The organism is Thalassobaculum fulvum (assembly GCF_014652915.1).
In the GTDB taxonomy this organism is placed as follows: Bacteria; Pseudomonadota; Alphaproteobacteria; order Thalassobaculales; family Thalassobaculaceae; genus Thalassobaculum_A; species Thalassobaculum_A fulvum.
The window spans coordinates 228677-250257 of record NZ_BMZS01000005.1 but is presented as its reverse complement, the minus strand read 5'-3'; the positions used below and the strand labels follow the sequence as shown (position 1 = coordinate 250257).

The following is a 21581-nucleotide window of genomic DNA, read 5'->3' as shown; positions in this document are numbered from 1 at the left end:
CCGCCTAGCCGACGGGATCAAGCGTCCGTACGGCGCCCTTGGACGCACTGGCGACGGTCCGGCCGTACAGGGCGAGCGCCCGGGAGATCGGCCGATGCCGCTCACCGGGCCGCCAGACCGGGCCGCACCGGGCGTCGGTCGCGGCCCGGCGCCGCTGTAGTTCGTCCTCGTCCACGGCGAGTTCGATGCAGCGGTCGTCGATGTCGATACGAATGACGTCGCCGTCCTCGACCAGCCCGATGACCCCCGCCTCCGCCGCCTCGGGCGAAATGTGCCCGACCGAGAGCCCGGACGACCCGCCGGAGAACCGGCCGTCGGTGATCAGCGCGCAGCTCCGGTCCAGCCCCACCGAGCGCAGGTAGGTCGACGGGTACAGCATCTCCTGCATGCCCGGCCCGCCCTTGGGGCCCTCGTAGCGGACCACGATCACGGTTCCAGGCTCGATGCCGCCCTCCAGGATCGCAACGGTCACCGCCTCCTGCGACTCGAACACCCGGGCCGGCCCGACGAAGCGCCGCATCTCCGCCGGCACCCCGGCGGTCTTCACGATACAGCCGTCGCGCGCCAGGTTGCCGTACAGCACCGCCAGCCCGCCATCGCGGCTGTAGGCGCCGTCGAGGTCGCGAATGCAGCCCTCGCGGCGATCGAGATCGAGGGCTTCGTGCATCCGGTCCTGCGAGAGCGGCTGGATGGTGCGCACGCCGCCAGGCGCGGCGCGGAAGAAGTCGTGGACCGCCGGATCGCCGGTCGAGCGGACGTCCCAGGCGTCGATGAAGGCGCCCAGGCTCGACGAATGGATGGTCGGGATCTCGGTGTGCAGCAGGCCGAGCCGGCGCAGCTCGCCGAGGATCGCGACGATGCCGCCGGCCCGGTGCACGTCCTCGATGTGGAACCTGCCGGTCGACGGCGCGACCTTGCACAAATGCGGCACCCGCCGCGACAGCCGGTCGATGTCGGCGAGCGTGAAGTCGACCTCGGCCTCGCCGGCCATCGCCAGCAGGTGCAGCACCGTGTTGGTCGACCCGCCCATGGCGATGTCGAGGGCCATGGCGTTCTCGAACGCCTCGAAGGTCGCGATGCCGCGCGGCAGGGCCGTCGCGTCCTCGTGTTCGTACCAGCGGCGCGCCAGCTCGACGATCAGTTCTCCGGCCCGCTCGTACAGGCCGAGCCGCAGCTCGTGGGTGGCCAGCAGCGAGCCGTTGCCGGGCAGCGCCAGCCCGAGCGCCTCGGCGAGACAGTTCATCGAGTTGGCGCTGAACATCCCGGAGCAGGATCCGCAGGTCGGGCAGGCCGAGCGCTCCAGCGCGTCGACGTCGGCGTCGCTGACGGTCGGGTCGGCGCTCGCCGCCATGGCGTCGATCAGGTCGGTGGCACGCTCGACGCCACCGAGGGTGGTGCGCCCCGCCTCCATCGGCCCGCCGGAGACGAACACCGTCGGGACGTTCAGGCGCATCGCCGCCAGCAGCATGCCGGGCGTGATCTTGTCGCAGTTCGAGATGCAGACCATCGCGTCGACGCAGTGCGCGTTGATCATGTACTCGATGGAGTCGGCGATCAGCTCGCGCGACGGCAGGCTGTACAGCATCCCGTGATGGCCCATGGCGATGCCGTCGTCGACCGCGATGGTGTTGAACTCGCGGGCCACCCCGCCGGCCGCCCAGACCGCCTCGGCGACGATGTCGCCGATCCCCTTCAGGTGGACATGGCCCGGCACGAACTGGGTGTAGGAGTTGACGATCGCCACGATCGGCTTGCCGAAATCCTCGTCGACCAGCCCGGTGGCGCGCCACAGGCTGCGGGCCGACGCCATGCGGCGCCCCGAGGTGGTGGTACGCGAGCGATAGGCCGGCATGTCTGAACCCCCTTCGGACGTGACTTGTCGCGTCCACGCTAGGCGGCCCCGAATCATCTGAGAAACGAATTGAATTGATAGTCGTCATTCGAATCTCTGATATTGAAACGATGCACGATCTCGACACCCAGACCCTCCGCTCGTTCCTGGCGGTCGCCGAGACCGGGGGGTTCACGCACGCCGCGCGGCGGGTACATCGATCGCAGTCGGCCGTCAGCATGCAGATCAGGAAGCTGGAGGACGCGGTCGGCGGGCCGGTGTTCGAACGGTCGGCCCGCGGCGTGACGCTGACCCGCAAGGGGGAGACGCTGCTCGGCTATGCCCGACGCCTGCTCGAGCTGCACGACCGCGCCCTGACCGAGATGCACGGCGCCTCGGTCGAGGGCACGGTCCGGATCGGCGTCATGGACGACTATGCGACCCACGTGCTGCCACGGATCTTCGCCGGGTTCGAGCGCCGCTTCGCCAGCGTGATCCTGGAAGTGACCACCGGCTTCACCGCCGACCTGCTGCAGGAGCTCGGCGAGAGCTTCGACCTGGTACTGGCGACCCAGCCGATCGGCACCGGGACCGGTCGGGTGCTGCGGACCGAGGACACGTGCTGGGCCTATGCCGCCCGGCTGCCGCTGCCCGATCTCGGCACGGTGCCGCTGGCGGTGCTGGCCCGCGGCAACCTGTTCCGGAACTGGGCGACCGGCGCGCTGGACGCGGCCGGCATCCCGTGGCGGGTGGTGTACAGCAGCACCAGCATCGCGGCGGTCGAGTCGGCCGCGGCGGCCGGCATCGCGGTCACCGTCGTCAAGCGCAGCACCGCGCGCGACGACCTGCGCCTGATCGGCCCGTCCGAGGGCCTGCCGCCGCTGCCGGTCTCGGAGATCGCCCTGCACCGCGCGCCCGGCGCCGGCTCGCCGGCGGTCCATCACCTGGCCGCGTTCCTGGAAGACCAGCTGGTCCGGCGCTCCTGACCGGACGGGCCATCGGGTCGTCCCGTCAGACCCCGAGCCGGTTCACACACCGAGCCACTGCGCCTGCACGGCGGTGTCGGCGCGGATGTCGGCGGGCGAGCCGGCCCACACCACGGTGCCGCGGCCCATCACCCGGACCTCGTCCGCCAGGCTGGTGGCGAAGCCGAAGTTCTGCTCGACCAGCAGCATGCTGAGCCCCTCGCCCCGCAGGCCGTCCAGCACGGCGTGGATCGACTGCACGACGATCGGCGCGAGGCCCTCGGTCGGCTCGTCCAGGATCAACAGGCGGGGGTTCATCAGCAGCGCCCGGGCGATCGCCAGCATCTGCTGCTCGCCGCCCGACAGCTGGGTCCCGCCGTTGTCCAGCCGCTCGCGCAGGCGCGGAAACAGGTCGAGCACCCGTTCCAGGGTCCAGGCGCCGTCCGGGCGTCCGAACCGCCGGGCCGCCAGCTCCAGGTTCTCGCGCACCGTCAGAGACGGGAAGATGTCCCGGGTCTCGGGGACGTAGGCGATGCCGAGGGTGGCGATACGGTATGGCGGCAGGCCGAGCAGCGGGCGCCCGTCGAACCGGATCGTGCCGCGCACGCTGCCCAGCAGGCCCATGATCGCCTTCAGGGTGGTCGACTTGCCGACCCCGTTGCGGCCCAGCACCGCCAGCACCCGGCCGGGCGCCACCGACAGCGACAGACCATGGGTCACCCAGGTCTCGCCGTAGCCGGCGTGCAGGTCCTCGATCTCAAGCATGGCCGCCCCCTTCAGCGCCCCAACTGCCGAGATAGATCTCCCGGATCAGGGCGCTGTCGCGGGCCTCCTGCGGCGGGCCGTCGAACACCACCTCGCCGTGGTTCAGCACGGTGACCCGGTCGGCGATGCCGAACGCCAGGTCCATGTCGTGCTCGACGATCAGGATCGTCAGCTCCGCCGGCAGGCCGTGCAGGAATGCGTGGAAGGCATTGATGCCGCCGGGCCCGATGCCGGAGGTCGGCTCGTCCATCAGCAGGATCCGCGGCTTCGACGCCAGCGCCAGCCCGACCTCCAGGCGGCGGCGGGCGCCGTAGGGGATGGTGTCGACCGAGGCATCCAGCAGCTCGGACAGCCCGACCCGCTCGGCCACCTCTTCCACCGTCGCGACCACCCCGCGGTCGCGGTGGCTGTCGGCCAGCAGCGCCGTCGCCTTGCCCTGGGCGCAGGCCGCCGACAGGGCCAGGTTCTCGTGCACCGTCAGGCCGGCGAACAGGTTGTTCTTCTGGTAGCTTCGGGCGAGGCCGAGCCGGGCCCGGGCGTCCACCGACAGGGCGGTGACGTCGCGGCCGTCGACCAGGATCAGCCCGGAATCCGGCGCCAGCTCGCCGACCAGCAGGTTGAACAGCGTGGTCTTGCCGGCGCCGTTCGGCCCCAGCAGCACGCGGCGCTCGCCCGGCGCGACCCGGAGCGAGACCCGCTGGGTCACCGCCAGCGCCCCGAAGCTCTTCGAGAGATCGCGCACCTCAAGCATGGTCCGGCGATCCTTCGGTTGCCGCCGGCTCGGGCCTGCGTGCGCCGCGCCGGCCCCACAAGAACTCGATCTGTCCGAAGATCCCGCGTCCGCCGCTCAGCACCGTCGCGATCAGCACCAGCCCGACCACCATGTGCCAGTGGTCGGTGAAGCGCGCGACCTCGTGCTTGACGAACACCAGCACCCCGGCCCCCAGCACCGCGCCGACCAACGTGCCGAGCCCGCCGAGGATGACCATGATCAGCAGCTCGCCCGACACCGTCCAGTGCAGCAGCCCCGGCGAGACGTACATGGTGTGCTGGGCGGCCAGCGCCCCCGCCAGCCCGGCCAGCGCCCCGGAAGTGCCGAAGGCGGCGGCCTTGTGCCGCCACACCGGCAGGCCGAGTGCGCGCATGCGCGGCTCATTGGCGCGGATGCCGACCAGCGTGCGGCCGAAGCCGGACCGCAGCAGCGTCGCCGCCAGAGCGTAGGCCAGCAGCGCCAGGACCGTGCAGAACAGGGCATAGCCGCGCGAGTCGTTGAGATCGAGCCCGGCCCCCGACAGGTCGAGCCGGGCGATGCCCGGCATCCCGTCGCTGCCGCCGAACAGCGGGCTGTCGAAGAAATAGGCGTAGGCCATCTGACCGAACGCCAGGGTCGCCATGATGAAGAAGATGCCGTGGGTGCGGGCCGAGACCGCGCCGATCAGCCAGGCGAAGGCGCCTCCGCCGGCGACCGCCATCGCCATTCCCGCACCCCCGCCCCAGCCCAGCAGCACGGTCGCCGAGGCGAAGGCGTAGGCGCCGACCCCGTACAGCGCGCCGTGGCAGAGCGAGACCATGCCGCCGTAGCCGGCCACCAGGTCGAGGGCGATGGCGACGATCGCCAGGATCGCCACCTCGGTCAGCAGCTCGAGGCCGAAGAACCCGGTGGTGAAGGCGTACACCACGGCGGCGGTCGCCAGCAGCAGGACGGCGCCGGTCTTGAGCGGGGTCTGGTGGAACATGCGCTCAGCCCCTGGCCGGGAACAGGCCGGCCGGCCGCAGGATCAGCACCACCGCCAGCAGGGCGTACACTGCCACCGCCGCCGCCTGCGGCGCCAGCACCGCGCCGAAGGTCTGCACGAACCCGATCAGCAGGGATCCGGCGATCGCGCCGCGCAGGCTGCCGAGGCCGCCGATCACCACCACGACCAGGGTCGGGATCAGGATCGCCGTCCCCATGTCGGTGGTGACCGACAGCACCGGCGCCGCCACCGCCCCGGCCAGCCCGGCGAGCGCGCAGCCGAGGCAGAACACGACGAAGAACACCCGCTCGACGTTGATGCCGAGGCAGGCCGCCATGTCGCCGTTGTCGACCCCGGCCCGCACGATGGCGCCGAGCTGGGTGCGCGACAGCAGCAGCGACAACGCCGCGAGCACCACCAGCCCGAGCCCGATGATGAACAGCCGGTAGGTCGGGTACACGATGCCGAGGAATTCGGTGCGACCGCTGAACAGGTCGGGCTCGGCCATGCCCAGCGGGATGTCTCCCCAGCCGAGCCGGAACAGGTCGAGGAACACGAAGATCAGGCCGAAGGTCACCAGCACCTGGTTCATCGGCCCGGCGTTGCGCATCCGCCGGATCAGCGCGACGTACAGGACGATGCCGACCAACGCCACCGCCACCGGCGCCACCGCGAACGCCGCCCAGTAGCTGCCGGCGAACGCCGAGGCCGAGACCCCGACGAAGGCACCGAGGGCGTACAGCGAGCCGTGCGCCAGGTTCACGAAGTGCAGCAGGCCGAAGATGACCGTCAGGCCGACCGACAGCAGGAACAGCAGCATCGAGAGCTGCAGCGCATTCAGCGTCTGAACGATCCAGAACGAAGCGTCGGCAGTCATCGACGACCCTGGGCGATGCGTGGCGAGGAGAAGGCGCCGCCCCCGGCTGCCATGGCAACCGGAGGCGGTGGGTGGGTCGATGAGCGGCCTATTTCTGGCAGCCGCTGACCGGGTCGCGGACCGCCTTGGCCACGTCCAGGATCTTCTGGGTCAGGGTCCCGTCGCCCTGTACCGTCTCGTAGATGTAGATGTTCTGGACGATGTTGTTGGTCGCCGGGTCGATCTCGACCGGTCCGCGCGGGCTGGTGAACCGCACCTTGCCGAGAGCCTCGGCCAGGGCCGCCCGGTCGGTGGCGCCGGACTTGACCGCCTCGACCAGCGCCTGGCCGGCGTCGTAGCCCTGCACCGCGTATTCCGACGGCGCATGGCCGTAGGCCGCCGAGAACGCTTTCACGAAGGCGGCGTTCTCCGGGGACTCGATGGTCGGCACGTAGTGCAGGCTGGTGACCACGCCCTTGGCGGCCGGCCCTTCGGCGTTGACGTACAGCGGCGAGGTCAGGAAGCCGGAGCCGTACAGCGGCACCGAGTCGGCGACGCCGAAGCTGGCGTACTGCTTGACGAACGAGATCGCCTCGCCGCCGGCGTAGAACACGAAGATCGCGTCCGGCCCGGCCGACTGGGCCTTGGTCAGGTACGGGCCGAAGTCCTTGGTCGTGCGGAACGGCGTGAACTCGCCGCCGACGATGGTGCCGCCGGCCGCCTTGAAGGCCGCGGAAAAGGTCTCGATCATCTGGTGCCCGGCCGCATAGTCGGGGGCCAGGGTGTACACCTTGCGCACGCCCTTGTTGTACAGCCAGTCGCCCATCGGCCGGTTGACCTGCCCGTTCGAGAACGACACCCGGGTGATGAACCTGCTGCAGCGCGCACCGGTCGCGTCGTCGTTGCCGGCGTTGGCGACGATCAGCGGCGTGCCGGACTGGTGCACGAAGTCGCGGATCGCGCCCAGCACGCCGGACGACACGATGCCGACCATGACGTCGACCTGGTCCTGCAGGATCAGCTTGCGGGTCTTGGCGAGGCCAACCGGCGGCTTCACCTCGGTGTCCTCGCGGACGATCTCGATCTTCGAGCCGGCCATTTCGCCGAGGCGGGTCTGCAGGGCGAGCTCGAACCCCTGGTCGATCTCCTTGCCGAGCGCGGCGTATACGCCCGAGTACGGCAGCAGGAGGCCGACCTTGTAGTCCTTCGCGTGCGCCGTCGCGGGAACCGCGAGCATCAGCGCAGCGGCGGCGGACAGCCATGTGCGAGACAGCTTCATTCTCTTCCTCCCTGTATGACCCGGCGCTTGCGGGACCGGCATTTTGTTTCCGGAAACGCTACCCGACTGACCGGAGAGGAACAAGCACTATAATACATATTGAAAGCCCAGCAGCCGCCACACCCCCATCAAACCCACCGATTTCCACGGGAAACCCGGCAGAAACCCGGGGATCACCGGCGCCTTTCGAGATGACACCGCCATGCGACTATGCAACATAATGCCTAACCGCATCGAATCGAACGGATCCGTCGAAGCCGCCGGCACAGGCGCGCCGACACCCAAGGGAGGGACTTCGCGTGACGACGACCACCGAGAACGCGGCCAGCTATTTCGTCGACCGCCACCTCGCGGAAGGCCGCGGCGGCAAGACCGCCTTCATCGAGGGCGACCGCACGCTGTCCTACGGCGAACTCGCCGCCCGGTCGGACCTGATAGCCGATCTCTACGCCCGGCACGGCATCACCCCGGAGGACCGGGCGGCGATGATCGCCCTCGACGTGCTGGAGTTCCCGATCATCTTCTGGGGCAGCCTGAAGGCCGGGATCGTCCCGGTCCCGCTGAACACCCTCCTGTCGGCCGACAACTACCGGTTCATCCTGCGCGACAGCCGTGCCAAGGCACTGTTCGTGTCGGCGCCGCTGCTCGAGACGGTGCGCCCGATCCTCGGCGACCTGCCGCACCTGCGCGCGGTGTTCGTGCTGGGCGGCGACAGCCAGGGCTTCCTCGACTTCTCGGCCGAGCTGGCAACCTGCAGGCCGCAGCCGATGCAGCCGGCGTCGGCCGACGAGGTGGCGTTCTGGCTGTATTCCTCCGGCTCGACCGGCGCACCGAAGGGCGTGCGCCACGTGCACGGCAGCCTGAAGGGCACCTCCGACACCTACGCGGCCCAGGTTCTGGGCATCCGCCAGGACGACCTGGTGTTCTCGGCGGCCAAGCTGTTCTTCGCCTACGGCCTCGGCAACGGCATGACCTTCCCGATGTCGGTCGGCGCCACCACCGCGCTGCTGTCCGGCCGGCCGACGCCGCAATCGGTGTTCGACCTGATGGCCGAGGTCCGACCCACGATCTACTGCGGGGTGCCGACGCTGTACGCCGCCATGCTGGCGCACGCCAAGGAGGGTCCGGCGCCCGGCTGCGACCGGTTGCGGATGTGCGTCTCGGCCGGCGAGGCGCTGCCGCGCGAGGTCGGCGAGAAGTGGCGCGCCCTGACCGGCGTCGACATCCTCGACGGGGTCGGCTCGACCGAGATGCTGCACATCTTCCTGTCGAACCGCCCGGGCGACGTGGTCTACGGCACCTCCGGCGTGGCGGTGCCCGGCTACGAACTGCGGCTGGTCGACGAGTCCGGCAAGGAGGTCGAGGGCGATGCGGTCGGCGAGCTGCTGGTCAACGGCCCGACCGCGGCCGACGGCTACTGGAACAAGCGCGACAAGTCGCGCAGCACCTTCGAGGGTGTGTGGACCCGCACCGGCGACAAGTACCAGCGCCAGGCCGACGGCCGGTACGTCTACTGCGGCCGCACCGACGACATGTTCAAGGTCAGCGGCATCTGGGTGGCGCCGTTCGAGGTCGAGCAGGCGCTGATCTCGCACCCCTCGGTGCTGGAGGCGGCGGTGGTCCCGGCGCTCGACGAGAACGGCCTGGAGAAGCCCAAGGCGTTCGTCGTGCTCAAGGACGGGGCGGCGCGCGACGGCCTCGAGGACGCGCTGAAGGACTGCGTGAAGGAGGCGATCGGCAAGTGGAAGTACCCGCGCTGGATCGAACTCGTCGACGAGTTGCCGAAGACCGCGACCGGCAAGATCCAGCGCTACAAGCTGCGTTCGCAGGCCTGACGGAACCGGCTCCGGCGATGGAGTGGATCGACGGTCAGCCCCGGCGGATCCGGGCCGGCGGCGCCGAGCTCGAGGCCATGTGCCTCGGCCCGCCACCGGCCGAGGCCGCGACCCTGGTCCTGCTGCACGAGGGGCTCGGCTGCGTGGCGCTGTGGCGGGACTTCCCGGCCCGGCTGGTCCGGGCGACCGGCTGCGGGGTGTTCGCCTACTCCCGACAGGGCTACGGCCAGTCCGATTCCTGCCCGCTGCCGCGACCTCTCGACTACATGACCGACGAGGCGGTGCGGGTGCTGCCGGCGGTGCTGGACGCCATCGGCCTGCGGCGCGGCATCCTGGTCGGCCACAGCGACGGCGCCTCGATCGCCGCCCTGCACGCCGGCCTGGTGCGCGACCCGCGGATCGCCGGTATCGTCCTGATGGCGTCGCACTTCTTCACGGAGCCGATGGGCTTGCGCTCGATCGCCGAGGCCAGGACCGCCTACGCCGAGGGCGACCTGCGATCGCGGCTCGCCCGCTACCACGCCGATGTCGACGCCGCGTTCCGCGGCTGGAACGACGCCTGGCTCGACCCGGACTTCGAGCGCTGGGACATCCGCGCCCCGCTGGCCGATATCGCGGTGCCGGTGCTGGCGGTCCAGGGCGAGGCCGACCAGTACGGCACCCGCGCCCAGATCGACGTGGTGGCGGAACGGGTCCCCGGCCCGGTCGAGACGGTCCTGCTGGCGGACTGCCGGCACGCGCCGTTCCTTGACCAGCCGGACCGCACCCTCGACCTGGTGGGCGGCTTCGTCCGCCGGCTGGTGCCCGGATGAAACCGCTCCAGGACACGTACTGCATGCCCGGCCGACCACACCTGCCAGGAATCAACGCTCGCCCGGAAGGCGGGCCGGTCGCGGCCGCAGCGGCCGACGCCCGCCGGGCGTTCGACCCGGCCGCCTGGTCGGCGAGCGCCGCCTATCTCTACGGCTTCGACCTGACGGCCGGCGGCTTCTTCTGGGAGGCCCACGAGGTCTGGGAGCCGGCCTGGGCCCGCTGCCTGCCGAACAGCCGCGAGCGCGCCGTGCTGCGCGGGCTGATCCAGTGCGCCAATGCCGGCCTGAAGAGTGCGATGGGCCGGCATGGCGCGACGACGCGGCTGCTGCGCCTGGCCGAGACCGACTTCGCGGAGGCCGCCGGAGCGACGGCGGTGCTGGGCATCGAGCCGGCCCGGGCGGCTGCCGCGCTGCGGCGCCTGGGCGCCGCGCTGCCCGGCACGGACGCGGCCCGGGAACTCGCGGATTGCGACAGCCTTCGACCGAAATGCATTATAATGCACACACAATCTCCCGGCTTCGACGGCCGGAAAGATCCGGCAATAAGCGGAAATACTTAGATGATCAGCCAACCCTGTCCCGATTCAGGGTGGATCGACGGGCATCTATGCATTATAATGCTGACTTGAAACACGCGAAGGCAAGGGAGCGTCCGGCGGTGACCACGATCGATTTCCAGACCGAGCCGTCCCGCTATCGACACTGGCGGATCCAGGTCGACGGCGACGTCGCACAGCTGATCATGGACGTGGACGAGAACGGCGGCCTGTTCGAGGGCTACCAGCTCAAGCTGAACTCCTACGACCTCGGCGTCGACATCGAGCTCGCCGACGCGATCCAGCGGCTGCGCTTCGAACACCCCGAGGTCAAGGCGGTGGTGCTGCGCTCCGGCAAGGAGCGGGTGTTCTGCGCCGGCGCCAACATCCGCATGCTGGCGGGCGCCGCCCATGCCCACAAGGTCAACTTCTGCAAGTTCACCAACGAGACCCGCAACACCATGGAGGCGGCCGGCGCGGAATCCGGCCAGCACTACATCTGCGCGGTCCAGGGGGCGTGCGCCGGCGGCGGCTACGAGCTGGCGCTGGCCTGCGACCACATCATGCTGGCGGACGACGGCTCCTCGACGGTCGCCCTGCCCGAGGTGCCGCTGCTGGCGGTGCTGCCCGGCACCGGCGGCCTGACCCGGGTCACCGACAAGCGCAAGGTGCGGCGCGACCGCGCCGACGTGTTCTGCGCCATGGAGGAAGGCGTAAAGGGCCAGCGCGCCCGCGACTGGCGGCTGGTCGACGAGCTGGTGTCGAATGCCACGTTCGACCAGTCGGTCCTGGCCCGCGCCAAGGCGTTCGCCGCCGAGAGCAAGCGCAAGGTCGACGCCCCCGGGATCGCCCTGACCCCGCTGCAGCGCCGCTTCGACGGCACCGACGCGATCGTGTACTCGACCGTCTCGGTCTCGATCGACCGCGCCACCGGCATCGCCACCGTCGAGATCCACGGGCCCACCGAGCCGGCGCCGGAGACCGTCGAGGCCCTGCACGGCCAGGGCGCCGAGGCCTGGGTGCTGCGCTGCGCGCGTGAGCTCGACGACGCACTGCTGCACCTGCGCTTCAACGAGCTCGAGGCCGGGGTGATCGTGTTCAAGGCGTCCGGCGACCCGAAGCTGGCGGCCGCCCACGAGCGGATGCTGCTGGACAACGCCGACCACTGGCTGGCCGGCGAGATCCTGCTGTACTGGAAGCGCGTGCTGAAGCGGGTCGACCTGACCTCGCGGTCACTGGTCGCGCTGGTCGAGCCCGGTTCCTGCTTCGCCGGGATGCTGGCCGAGATCGCGTTCGCCTGCGACCGCAGTTACATGGCCGAGGGCAGCTTCGAGGGCGACAACCGGCCGCCGGCGGCGCTGATCCTGACCGCCGGCAATTTCGGCCGCTATCCGATGTCGAACGGCCTGACCCGGCTGCAGACCCGCTTCCTCGGCGAGCCGGACAGCCTGGCCGCCGCCCAGGCGCAGCAAGACCGGGCGCTGACCGCCGACCAGGCGGCCGAGCTCGGCCTCGTCACCTTCGCGTTCGACGACATCGACTGGGAGGACGAGGTGCGGATCTTCCTCGAGGAACGCGCCAGCTTCTCGCCCGATGCGTTGACCGGCATGGAGGCGAACCTGCGGTTCGCCGGCCCGGAGACCATGGAGACCCGCATCTTCGGCCGCCTGACCGCGTGGCAGAACTGGATCTTCCAGCGCCCGAACGCGGTCGGCGAGGCCGGCGCCCTGCGCCGCTACGGCACCGGCGTGCGCGGCGACTACGACAGACGGCGCGTCTGACAGACGCCGCAAACCCTCGGGAGGACAGGATGTTCGACGCAACCAACGTCAGCTACGACACGCAGATCCCGAACAATGTCGGCCTGTCGGGCGACCGGCGCGTGCTGAAGGCCCTGGAGCGCTGGCACCCGGGCTATATCGACTGGTGGAAGAACCTCGGCCCCGAGGGCTTCCAGGAGCACATGGTCTACCTGCGCACCGCCGTCAGCGTCGACCCGAAGGGCTGGGCGCGCTTCGACTACGTGAAGATGCCCGAGTACCGCTGGGGCATTCTGCTGGCGCCGCAGGTCGAGGGCCGCACCATCCCGTTCGGCCAGCACTACGGCGAGCCGGCCTGGCAGGAGGTGCCGGGCGAGTACCGGGCCATGCTGCGCCGCCTGATCGTCATCCAGGGCGATACCGAGCCGGCCTCGGTCGAGCAGCAGCGCCACCTCGGCGCCACCGCCCCGTCGCTGTACGACCTGCGCAACCTGTTCCAGGTCAACGTCGAGGAAGGCCGGCACCTGTGGGCCATGGTCTACCTGCTGCACAAGTACTTCGGCGCCGACGGCCGCGAGGAGGCCGACGGCCTGCTGCAGCGCTGCTCCGGCTCGGCCGAGGCGCCGCGCATGCTGGGGGCGTTCAACGAGGCGACGCCGGACTGGCTGTCGTTCTTCATGTTCACCTTCTTCACCGACCGCGACGGCAAGATGCAGCTGGAGAGCCTGGCGCAGTCCGGGTTCGACCCGCTGAGCCGGACCTGCCGGTTCATGCTGACCGAGGAAGCCCATCACATGTTCGTCGGCGAGACCGGCGTCGGGCGCACCATCCAGCGCACCTGCGAGGCGATGGTGGAGGCCGGCATCGACGACCCGTACGCCATCGAAAAGGTCCGGGCGCTCGGGGTGATCGACCTGCCGACCATCCAGAAGAAACTGAACCTGCACTTTTCGCTGTCGCTCGACCTGTTCGGCGCCGAGGTGTCGACGAACGCCGCCAACGCGTTCAACGCCGGCATCAAGGGCCGCTACCAGGAGACCAGGATCGACGACGACCACAAGCTGACCAACGCCACCTACCCGGTGGCGGAGTTCAAGGACGGCCGCATCGAGATCGTCGACATGCCGGCGCTGTCGGCGATCAACATGCGGCTGCGCGACGACTACGTGCGCGACGCGGCGGGCGGCGTGAAGCGCTGGAACGCGATCATCGCCAAGACCGGCGTGAACTTCGAGATGACGCTGCCGCACGAGGCCTTCAACCGGAAGATCGGCACCTTCGCCCCGGCCAACGTCACCCCGGCCGGCGAGGTCCTGGGCGCCGACGCCTGGAACGCCGGCCGCGACCAATGGCTGCCGAGTGCGGCCGACGGCGAGTTCATCGCATCCCTGATGAAGCCCGAGACCGAGCCGGGCAAGTACGCCGGCTGGATCGCGCCGCCCAAGATCGGCATCGACAACAAGCCGGGCGACTTCGAGTACGTGAAGCTGCACGACGCTTGAGCTCGACATTGGGCGGTCTTGCGATGCTGCCGATGGCGTTGGACGAGCAGAAATGCCGGGGTGTGGGGATGTCATCCTGTCGCCGGCCTGCCGGGAGAGGGGATCATTCGATCCGCCGCGATCCACGGGCGAGTTCGACGGACAAAACCCCCTTGTTGTCGTCATTCCGGCCGGAGCGACGCGGTCGCGGAGAGCCGGAACCCACGGGGCGCCGGCCGCGGCCACCGCCGAAGCGGCCGGTGGGTTCCGGACGCGCGCCGCTCGTCGCAGCCCGCTCCGGAATGACGACAGTGTGGGAAGGGCCCCGAAGGGCAAGGGGCGGAACGCTTTACGACGCCTGAGGTGCCGGCATGCCTGACGGAAGTCAGTCCGAGATGAACGTCCCGATCAAACAGCACCTGATCGACCCGGAGATCTGCATCCGCTGCCATTCGTGCGAGGAGGCCTGCCCGGTCGACGCGATCACCCACGACGACAACAACGTCGTGGTCGACGCCGCGACCTGCAACTTCTGCATGGACTGCATCGGCCCCTGCCCGACCGGCTCGATCGACAACTGGCGGGTGGTGCTGAAGCCGTACACCCTGGACGAGCAGTTCTCCTGGACCGAGCTGCCGAAGCAGGAGGACATCGAGACCGGCACCGGCAACGGCACGGTCGAGGCCCTGGAGGACGACGTCGAGCGGCTGCTGGCGGAGGCCCACCAGGGCGCCGGCGGGCGGGCGCGGGCACCGGACTCGGCGGCCAAGCCGACCGTCAACATGTACAGCCGCCGCGACCCGGCGATCGCCACCGTGCAGGGCAGCTACCGGCTGACGGCGGCGGATTCCGACAGCGAGGTGCGCCACATCGTGCTCGACCTCGGGCGCACGGTGTTCCCGGTGCTTGAGGGCCAGAGCGTCGGGGTGCTGGCGCCGGGCGCGGCCGCGAACGGGCAGCCTCACGCGCCGCGGCTGTACTCGGTGTCGAGCCCGCGCGACGGCGAGCGGCCGAACACCAACAACCTGTCGCTGACCGTCAAGCGCGAGCCCGGCGGGGTGTGCTCGAACTACCTGTGCGACCTGCAGAAGGGCGACCAGGTCCGGCTGAGCGGGCCGTTCGGCTCGACCTTCCTGATGCCCGACGATCCGGCGACCGATATCGTCATGGTCTGCACCGGCACCGGCTCGGCTCCGTTCCGCGCCTTCACCATGCGGCGCCAGCGCACGGCCGGCGACCGGGGCGGCCGCCTGACCCTGTTCTTCGGGGCCCGCAGCCCGGACTCCCTGCCGTATTTCGGACCGCTGCAGAAGATCCCCGACAGCGTGATGACCAAGCACCTGGTGTTCTCGCGGCTCGCCGGCCGGCCCAAGGAGTACGTCCAGGACCGCATGCTGGCGGAGGCCGATTCGCTGGCCGCGGCCCTGGCCGACGACCGGACCCACGTCTACGTGTGCGGTCTGAAGGCGATGGAGGACGGCGTCGAGCGGGCGTTCGAGACCATCGCCGGCGGCGCCGGGCTCGACTGGCCGTCCCTCAAGGCCCGGATGCGCGACGCCGGCCGCTATCACGTCGAGACCTACTGACCATGGAGCGGCCGTTTGCAAGCGGCCGGCAGGCCGTCGGCCCGGACGGCCCGTGGCGGGCGCGCCTCGCCTTGCCGTATAATCCGTGTGATTCCAGGCCGGCGCGGCGTCGATGAGCGAACTCGCACGATTTCACGGGGAGGCCGTCCCGGTCTCGGAAGACGCGGACTCGACCGAGGCGTTCCTGCGCACCGTCGGCGAGCGGGTGCGCGACGCCCGCGGCCGCAAGAGCATGTCGCGCAAGGTCGTGTCGGAGCGCTCGGGCGTGTCCGAGCGCTACCTCGCCCAGCTCGAGGGGGGCTACGGCAACATCTCGATCGTGCTGCTGCGGCGGGTCGCCCGCGCCCTCGACGTACCGATGGAGTGGCTGGTCTGCGAGGAGGACCCGTGGTCCTCGGACACCATTCCGGTCATGACCCTGTACCAGCGCGCCACTGCCGAGGTGCGCGCGAAGGTGCAGCAGATCCTCGACCCCGAGCCGGCCGACCTGCGGCGCGCCCGCCGGGTGACGCTGATCGGGCTGCGCGGGGCCGGCAAGTCGACCCTCGGCCGGCTGGCCGCCGACAGCCTCGGCATCCCGTTCCTGGAGCTGAACGAGGAGATCGAGCTGGCCAGCGGCATGCCGGTCGGCGAGCTGATGGCGCTGTACGGCAACGAGGGCTACCGCCGGCTCGAGCAGCAGGCGGTCGAGCGGGTCGCCGCCACCCATGAGCAGGTCATCCTGGCGGTCGCCGGCGGCATCGTGTCGGAACCGGCGACCTACGACTTCCTGCTGCGCCACTTCCACGCCATCTGGCTGCGGGCCCGCCCGGAGGAGCACATGGCCCGTGTCCGTGGCCAGGGCGACGAGCGGCCGATGGCCGGCAATCCGTCGGCGATGGAGGAGCTCAAGGGCATCCTCACCAGCCGGGAGGCGCTGTACGCCCGTGCCGAAGCCCAGGTGAACACCTCCGGCCGGACCCTGGACGAGAGCGTCCAGGACGTGGTGCGCACGATCGCCGAGCACTGCTGGCACGGCACCGCCGCCGGCTGACCGCCTGCCCCCGATGGAATAAGACCGCCGCCTCAGCGTTGTCCTTGCGAAGCCGCGCCGAACCGGCGGCGGCCAGCGGAGGGACACGATGCTCGCAGCGCTATCCCGCTCCCTGTTTCGGCCCGGCCGGGAACGGCCCGGCCCAGCCGCCGATCGGCGGGCCGAGCCCCGGCTGCGGGCGCTGGGCAATGCCTACCTCCGGATCGGGCGGCGCGACGTGCCGCTGATCGACTGGTCGCGCGGCGGATTCTGCGCCCAGGATGCCGGCGACTTCGCGGCCGGCCAGTTCGCCCGCTTCCGGGTCTACATCCACGGCATCCAGGATCCCGACCCGGCGCTGTCGATCACCGTCGACGCCGCCATCCTGCGGATCCGCGACGACCGGGTCGCCGGGCGCTGGCTGCCGGTCAGCCGGTCCGACGCCAAGGCCCTCGCGGTCTTTGCCGCGCGCAAGGCCGCCGATCGGCGCTGGCTCATCCCGACCGAACTTTCGACGATCCGCCGGCATCACGGCCGCTCCGCGCCGTTCTGCGCCGGCCACGCGATCGGCTTCGGGGAATAAACCCGCCGCGTAGTCGTTGTCGGAATGCAACGACAACCCAACGGGCCGGCGCCGCGATGGCCGCCGCCGCCCGCACCAGGGGAGGTGACCATGCTCCGGCCTCGGACGACTCAGAGCCCGAACGACGCCTTCGGCCCCGGCGGGCGGCCGGGCGTCGACGTCTCGATCCAGAGCCAGCGCAGCGTCGACGGCACCGGCAACAACGAGACCGACATCGACCTCGGCTCGGCCGGCAGCACCATGATCCGTCTCGGCGACGCCGACTACACCGACGGGATCGGCAGCATCGACGCCGGCCTGCCGAACGCCCGAACGATCTCGAACACCCTGTTCGACCAGACCGAGAGCGTCGAGGACCCGAACGGCTACAGCGACTTCCTGTGGGCCTGGGGCCAGCTGGTCGACCACGACATCACCCTGACCCCGACCGGCACCGAGCACGCGGACATCGCGGTGCCGGCCGGCGATCCGGACTTCGACCCGACCGGTACCGGCACCGTCACCCTTTCGTTCACGCGCTCGGAAGTCGCCGACGGCACCGGCGAGACCGTCGCCCGCGAGCAGGTGAACGACATCACCACCTATATCGACGGGTCCTTCATCTACGGGTCCGACGAGGCGACCCGCCAGAGCCTGGTCGACGACACCGGCCGGATCGTCCTCGACGACGACGGCTTCCTGCCGCTCGACGAGACCGGCCAGGTGATGGCCGGCGACGTCCGCGCCGGCGAGAACGTGGCACTCACCTCGCTGCAGACAGTCATGGCGCGCGAGCACAACCGCTGGGTCGACCTGATCCAGGCCCAGAACCCCGGGATGACCGGCGACGAGCTGTTCGCCGCCGCCCGGGTCCGGGTCGAGGCGGTGGTCCAGGCCGTGACCTACAACGAGTTCCTGCCGAAGCTGGTCGGCGCCGACGCGATCGCCGACTACACCGGCTACGACTCGACCATCGACCCGAGCATCGCCACCGAGTTCGCGACCGCCGCCTACCGGTTCGGTCACTCGATGCTGTCCTCCAGCCTGCTGCGGCTGAACGCCGACGGCAGTTCCATCGACGCCGGCGCCATCGAGCTGAGCGACGCCTTCTTCAACCCGGACGCCATCACCGAGAACGGCGGAATCGACCCGATCCTGCGCGGGCTCGGCGCCCAGACCGCCCAGGCGGCCGACACCTTCGTGGTCGACGACGTCCGGTCGTTCCTGTTCGGCGCACCGGGGGCCGGCGGCCTCGACCTGGTCTCCCTGAACATCCAGCGCGGCCGTGACCACGGCCTGCCCGACTACAACGACCTGCGCGAGGCAGTCGGCCTCGAGCGCGTCACGAGCTTCGACGAGATCACGTCGGACGCCACGATCGCCGCCAAGCTGGAAGCGCTGTACGGCAACGTCGACTCGATCGACGCCTGGGTCGGCGGGCTGGCTGAGGACGCGGTCGACGGCGGCGTGCTCGGCGAGCTGTTCGCCACCGTCGTAATCGACCAGTTCACGCGGCTGCGCGACGGCGACCGGCTGTGGAGCCAGGCGGTCCTCGGCGACCAGGAGGCCGACCGGATTTGGGGCACGACGCTGTCCGACCTGATCGAGCGCAACACCGATGTCGGCATTCTCCAGGAGGATGCCTTCACCGCCTATGCCCGGGTCGGCGGGACCGCCGGCGCCGATACCCTGATCGGCTCGGCCGGCGAGGACCTGGTACTCGGCGGCGGCGGCAACGACGTCCTGTCCGGTGGCGCCGGCACCGACGAGCTGCACGGCCAGGACGGCATGGACACCCTGAACGGCGGCGCCGGCGACGACCTCCTGGTCGGCGGACGCGGTCCCGACATGTTCGTGTTCGAGGCCGATTTCGGCGACGACCGCATCCGCGGCCTCGACACTGGCGACCGGATCGACCTGTCGCGGATCGCATCGGTGACGTCGGTCGACGACGTCGAGGTCGTCGAGACCGCCGACGGCCTCGTGCTGATGGTCGCCGAGGAAGGCACCATCACCCTGCTCGGGACGCGGTTCGAGCCGAACCAGTTGGACGGTTACCTGCTGATCTAGGAGGGGAGCGGCCGTCGACCGACCGCTCCCCCGAACTCACCCGGGAGAACCGGGAGCCAGGGCGGGGATCGCCTCCTGAAGGCTGACCACCAGGTTGATCGCCGCCCGCAGCCGCTGATCGGCCTGAATGTCGGCATGGAGGGCCTCCAAGGCCGCCCGGAACGCCTTCACCTCGTCGTCGGTCGGGGCGTCCACGGTCACCGCAGCGGCCGCCCGGTGAGCCGCGACGAGCTTGTCGGTCGCACGCTGCAACGCCGCTTCCATGTCGTCCAGGCTGTCGCTCAGGTCCTGCTCGACGAAAATCGACGCCAGTTCTTCGCCGAGATCGTCCGGTGTGCGAACGACACTCGGGAACGGGACCGACTCCGGATTGTCGATTTCCCGGACGATCAGCTTCATCGCACGACGCGCGATGTTCGCTTCGAATGTGCTCATGCTCATGGCATCTGGGTCCTTTCAGCCCGGAACGGAGACGCGCGACCGGCGATGCCGGCCGCCGATCACTGCGCTGCGGAAGCAGCCTTGATCTGCTCGACGATCTTCTCGGCGATCGTCTGGACCTGGCCCAGATCGAGGCCGGTATCCGGCGTCGCCGACAAGGTGGTCAGCCCCTTGCGGATCGTCGCCAGCCGGGCCTTCTGCTTCTGCAGCGGCTTGAGGCTCCCTGCCACCTGATCGGTGAGGGCGCGCTGCTGGTCGGCGACCTCGCGGAGGGCGGCACGCTGGACGTCGATGCCGCGGCCGGCGAAGTCGATGATCTCGGCAATCACCGCGCCGTCGTCCGACGACAGCAGCCGGCCCGCGGTCGTCCGGGCGTCACGCTGGGCCGCGGTGAAGATGCGCCCGTACAGCCAGCTGCTCTTGAAGTCCGGGTTGCCGAAGCAATCCCTCTCGTCGGCCGGTTTGGCCGCCAGCCCGCCTGCAGGTGCACTTCCGCCCGTCGGGCCTGCGCCGTCCGGCAGGCATTTCCGGTCGATCGGCGCGCCCGCCAGGCTCTCGCGCAGCGTGGTGAGCTGGGTGCGATAGAAGGCCTGTTCCGCCGCGATCTTCGCGTCCAGCTTCTTCTCGTACAGGACGGTGGTCTGCAGGGTATTGAAGGCGACCGTGCGGGCGTTGTCGCCGGCGCAACCGGCGAGCATCAGCTGGGCGGCGCAGGCGCCGAGCAGCACGGCCTGCCGGGCAGTTGGAATTCGGTACCGGTTCATGGCGCCCTCCTATGCGGCAATGATGAACAGCGCGACGCCCTGGGCGACACGGATGAGGTTGGCGATGTCCTCCTCGGTGATGCCGCCCGCGTGGTACGCGACCAGCGCATCCAGCCCGCTGGAGATGACCGCCTGGTTCGCGCGATCGCCGACTGCCGACCGGGCGATCGAGTCCAGATGCTCCAACCTCGCCAGCCGGAGCCGAACCAGGGCGTCCTGGCGCGCGATCAGCGAGTCCGCGCTGACCAGCAGCCGCGGCGGCATCAGCAGCAGGTGAATGATGTTCTGGACCCTGACGACGTCCTCGCCGGACTTCGGCGTGGTCTTGTAGGCGATGATCGCGACCGCCGGCCTGGACGTCGGCGAGGCGCTCTTCAGCAGGCCCGTGGCCGTCTTGCGGTAGTCCTCGGCCTTGTCGAGCAGCGACGAGGCGACGCTGACCGACGCCGCGAAGTCCTCGTACACCTTGCGGCGCTCGTCGAGGGCGAGAAGGGTGAGCTGCGCCTGCTCCCGCTCGAGCTCGGCGAGATCGAGGCCGAGCTGCAGGATCCGGACCGCGATGCCCGGGGCGTCGGTCAGCTCGGTGCGGGCGATGCCGGCGAGCTTGTCCTTGAGCGCGGTGGTGTCGGCGTCCCTGGTCGTGAAGACGCTGTCCAGGGCATCGAGTCCAGCCCTGCCGGTCGCCAGCTTGTCCAGGGCGGCCGGCAGCGCCGCGATCGCGTCCTGGAAGGTGGCGATCATGGCGGCCCACTTCTTCTCCTGCGCCTCCGCCGCCTTGATCTTGGCCTTGAAGTCCTTGATCACCCCGTCGAGGTCGTCGCGCTTCGTCAGCGCGCCCCCCCGCTTCTTCAGGTCCTCGCGAAGCGCGTCGGATCCTTCCGTGCCCAGGGCGTCGAGCGCCGCCCGCTTCTTCTTGATCCGGTCCTCGTACTCCTTGAACGTCAGGGTCGGCGCCTTCGTCAGGAGCGCGGCCTCGACATTGTCCGCGAAGCGCTCCAGCGTCGCGTCCTCTTCCTTGGCGAACGCCGCGACGTTCGCCGTCATGGTCAGGTAGAGCGACGGCTGATCCTCCTGGTAGGCCGCGAACTCGCTCTGCAGTTTGGTGGAGAGGTTCGCCAGCTTCTCGTCGTGGAGGTGCGTCGTCATTCCGCAGCCCGACAGCAGCAGGGCGCCGGCGGCAGCCGCGAGCGGTGCCCTACGCCCGAACACCGGCGGCATCCGAAGGGCGAACGCGCAGGTTCTCGATTTCATGGTTTCCCCCGTGGTCGCGTACCGTCTGGTGCGAGAGAC

Annotated in this window: 19 protein-coding genes; 10 read left to right on the top strand and 9 right to left on the bottom strand. The window is 70.2% G+C overall.

The annotated features are described in order from the left end of the window. Positions 1–4: 4 nt before the first annotated feature. Positions 5–1852, bottom strand: a complete 1848-nt coding sequence (gene ilvD, locus IE246_RS12825; RefSeq protein WP_189990142.1) for a dihydroxy-acid dehydratase — start codon at positions 1850–1852, stop codon at positions 5–7. A 110-nt stretch (positions 1853–1962) separates the two neighbouring features. Between ilvD and IE246_RS12820 the strand changes: the two genes are divergently transcribed. Next, positions 1963–2817: a LysR substrate-binding domain-containing protein gene (locus tag IE246_RS12820; protein WP_189990140.1), complete on the top strand. Its 855-nt coding sequence runs from the start codon at positions 1963–1965 to the stop codon at positions 2815–2817. A 42-nt stretch (positions 2818–2859) separates the two neighbouring features. Here the strand turns inward: IE246_RS12820 and IE246_RS12815 are convergent, their stop codons facing one another. The 5 genes from IE246_RS12815 to IE246_RS12795 form a co-directional block, all read right to left on the bottom strand. Further along, on the bottom strand, positions 2860–3561 hold the full coding sequence (locus IE246_RS12815; protein ID WP_189990138.1) for an ABC transporter ATP-binding protein: 702 nt from the start codon (positions 3559–3561) through the stop codon (positions 2860–2862). Further along, positions 3554–4312, bottom strand: coding sequence for an ABC transporter ATP-binding protein (locus tag IE246_RS12810; protein ID WP_189990136.1), 759 nt, complete (start codon positions 4310–4312; stop codon positions 3554–3556). The genes IE246_RS12815 and IE246_RS12810 overlap by 8 nt, the downstream gene beginning before the upstream one ends. Next, a complete protein-coding gene (locus IE246_RS12805; RefSeq protein ID WP_189990135.1) occupies positions 4305–5297 on the bottom strand; it encodes a branched-chain amino acid ABC transporter permease in 993 nt (330 codons plus the stop codon). Before IE246_RS12805 ends, IE246_RS12810 begins: the two co-directional genes overlap by 8 nt. A 4-nt stretch (positions 5298–5301) precedes the next feature. Then, complete coding sequence (locus tag IE246_RS12800; protein WP_189990132.1) at positions 5302–6174, bottom strand: branched-chain amino acid ABC transporter permease; 873 nt, start codon at positions 6172–6174, stop codon at positions 5302–5304. An 88-nt stretch (positions 6175–6262) separates the two neighbouring features. After that, positions 6263–7432, bottom strand: a complete 1170-nt coding sequence (locus IE246_RS12795; protein WP_189990130.1) for an ABC transporter substrate-binding protein — start codon at positions 7430–7432, stop codon at positions 6263–6265. 299 nt (positions 7433–7731) lie between these two features. On the opposite strand from IE246_RS12795, the gene IE246_RS12790 reads away from it, so the two are divergent. From IE246_RS12790 to IE246_RS12750, 9 genes are all read left to right on the top strand, one after another. Further along, positions 7732–9267 carry a benzoate-CoA ligase family protein gene (locus tag IE246_RS12790; RefSeq protein WP_189990128.1) on the top strand — a complete coding sequence of 512 codons (1536 nt, stop codon included), beginning with the start codon at positions 7732–7734 and terminating at the stop codon, positions 9265–9267. Positions 9268–9284: 17 nt separating this feature from the next. Next, positions 9285–10079 (top strand): alpha/beta fold hydrolase, encoded by a 795-nt coding sequence (locus IE246_RS12785; RefSeq protein ID WP_189990126.1) that lies wholly within the window; start codon positions 9285–9287, stop codon positions 10077–10079. A gap of 23 nt (positions 10080–10102) precedes the next feature. After that, complete coding sequence (locus IE246_RS12780; RefSeq protein WP_189990124.1) at positions 10103–10639, top strand: DUF309 domain-containing protein; 537 nt, start codon at positions 10103–10105, stop codon at positions 10637–10639. Between the two features lie 98 nt (positions 10640–10737). Continuing rightward, positions 10738–12396: a 2,3-epoxybenzoyl-CoA dihydrolase gene (boxC, locus tag IE246_RS12775; protein ID WP_229837039.1), complete on the top strand. Its 1659-nt coding sequence runs from the start codon at positions 10738–10740 to the stop codon at positions 12394–12396. Between the two features lie 29 nt (positions 12397–12425). Next, entirely contained in the window at positions 12426–13877 is a 1452-nt protein-coding gene (gene boxB, locus IE246_RS12770) for a benzoyl-CoA 2,3-epoxidase subunit BoxB (RefSeq protein ID WP_189990120.1), read from the top strand. Positions 13878–14227: 350 nt separating this feature from the next. Then, positions 14228–15442, top strand: coding sequence for a benzoyl-CoA 2,3-epoxidase subunit BoxA (gene boxA, locus IE246_RS12765; RefSeq protein WP_229837030.1), 1215 nt, complete (start codon positions 14228–14230; stop codon positions 15440–15442). A 112-nt stretch (positions 15443–15554) separates the two neighbouring features. After that, positions 15555–16475: a helix-turn-helix transcriptional regulator gene (locus IE246_RS12760; RefSeq protein WP_189990118.1), complete on the top strand. Its 921-nt coding sequence runs from the start codon at positions 15555–15557 to the stop codon at positions 16473–16475. Positions 16476–16563: 88 nt separating this feature from the next. Continuing rightward, the gene (locus tag IE246_RS12755) at positions 16564–17037 is read left to right on the top strand and encodes a PilZ domain-containing protein (RefSeq protein WP_189990116.1); all 474 of its coding nucleotides are present in this window, start codon (positions 16564–16566) and stop codon (positions 17035–17037) included. Between the two features lie 90 nt (positions 17038–17127). After that, complete coding sequence (locus IE246_RS12750; RefSeq protein ID WP_189990113.1) at positions 17128–19086, top strand: peroxidase family protein; 1959 nt, start codon at positions 17128–17130, stop codon at positions 19084–19086. Positions 19087–19122: 36 nt separating this feature from the next. On the opposite strand, the gene IE246_RS12745 is transcribed toward IE246_RS12750, so the two are convergent. The 3 genes from IE246_RS12745 to IE246_RS12735 are packed head-to-tail and all read right to left on the bottom strand — an operon-like array spanning position 19123 to position 21542. Next, entirely contained in the window at positions 19123–19527 is a 405-nt protein-coding gene (locus IE246_RS12745; protein WP_189990112.1) for a hypothetical protein, read from the bottom strand. A gap of 59 nt (positions 19528–19586) precedes the next feature. Next, complete coding sequence (locus tag IE246_RS12740; protein ID WP_189990110.1) at positions 19587–20291, bottom strand: putative periplasmic lipoprotein; 705 nt, start codon at positions 20289–20291, stop codon at positions 19587–19589. 9 nt (positions 20292–20300) lie between these two features. Further along, entirely contained in the window at positions 20301–21542 is a 1242-nt protein-coding gene (locus IE246_RS12735) for a hypothetical protein (protein WP_189990108.1), read from the bottom strand. Between the last annotated feature and the right edge of the window lie 39 nt (positions 21543–21581).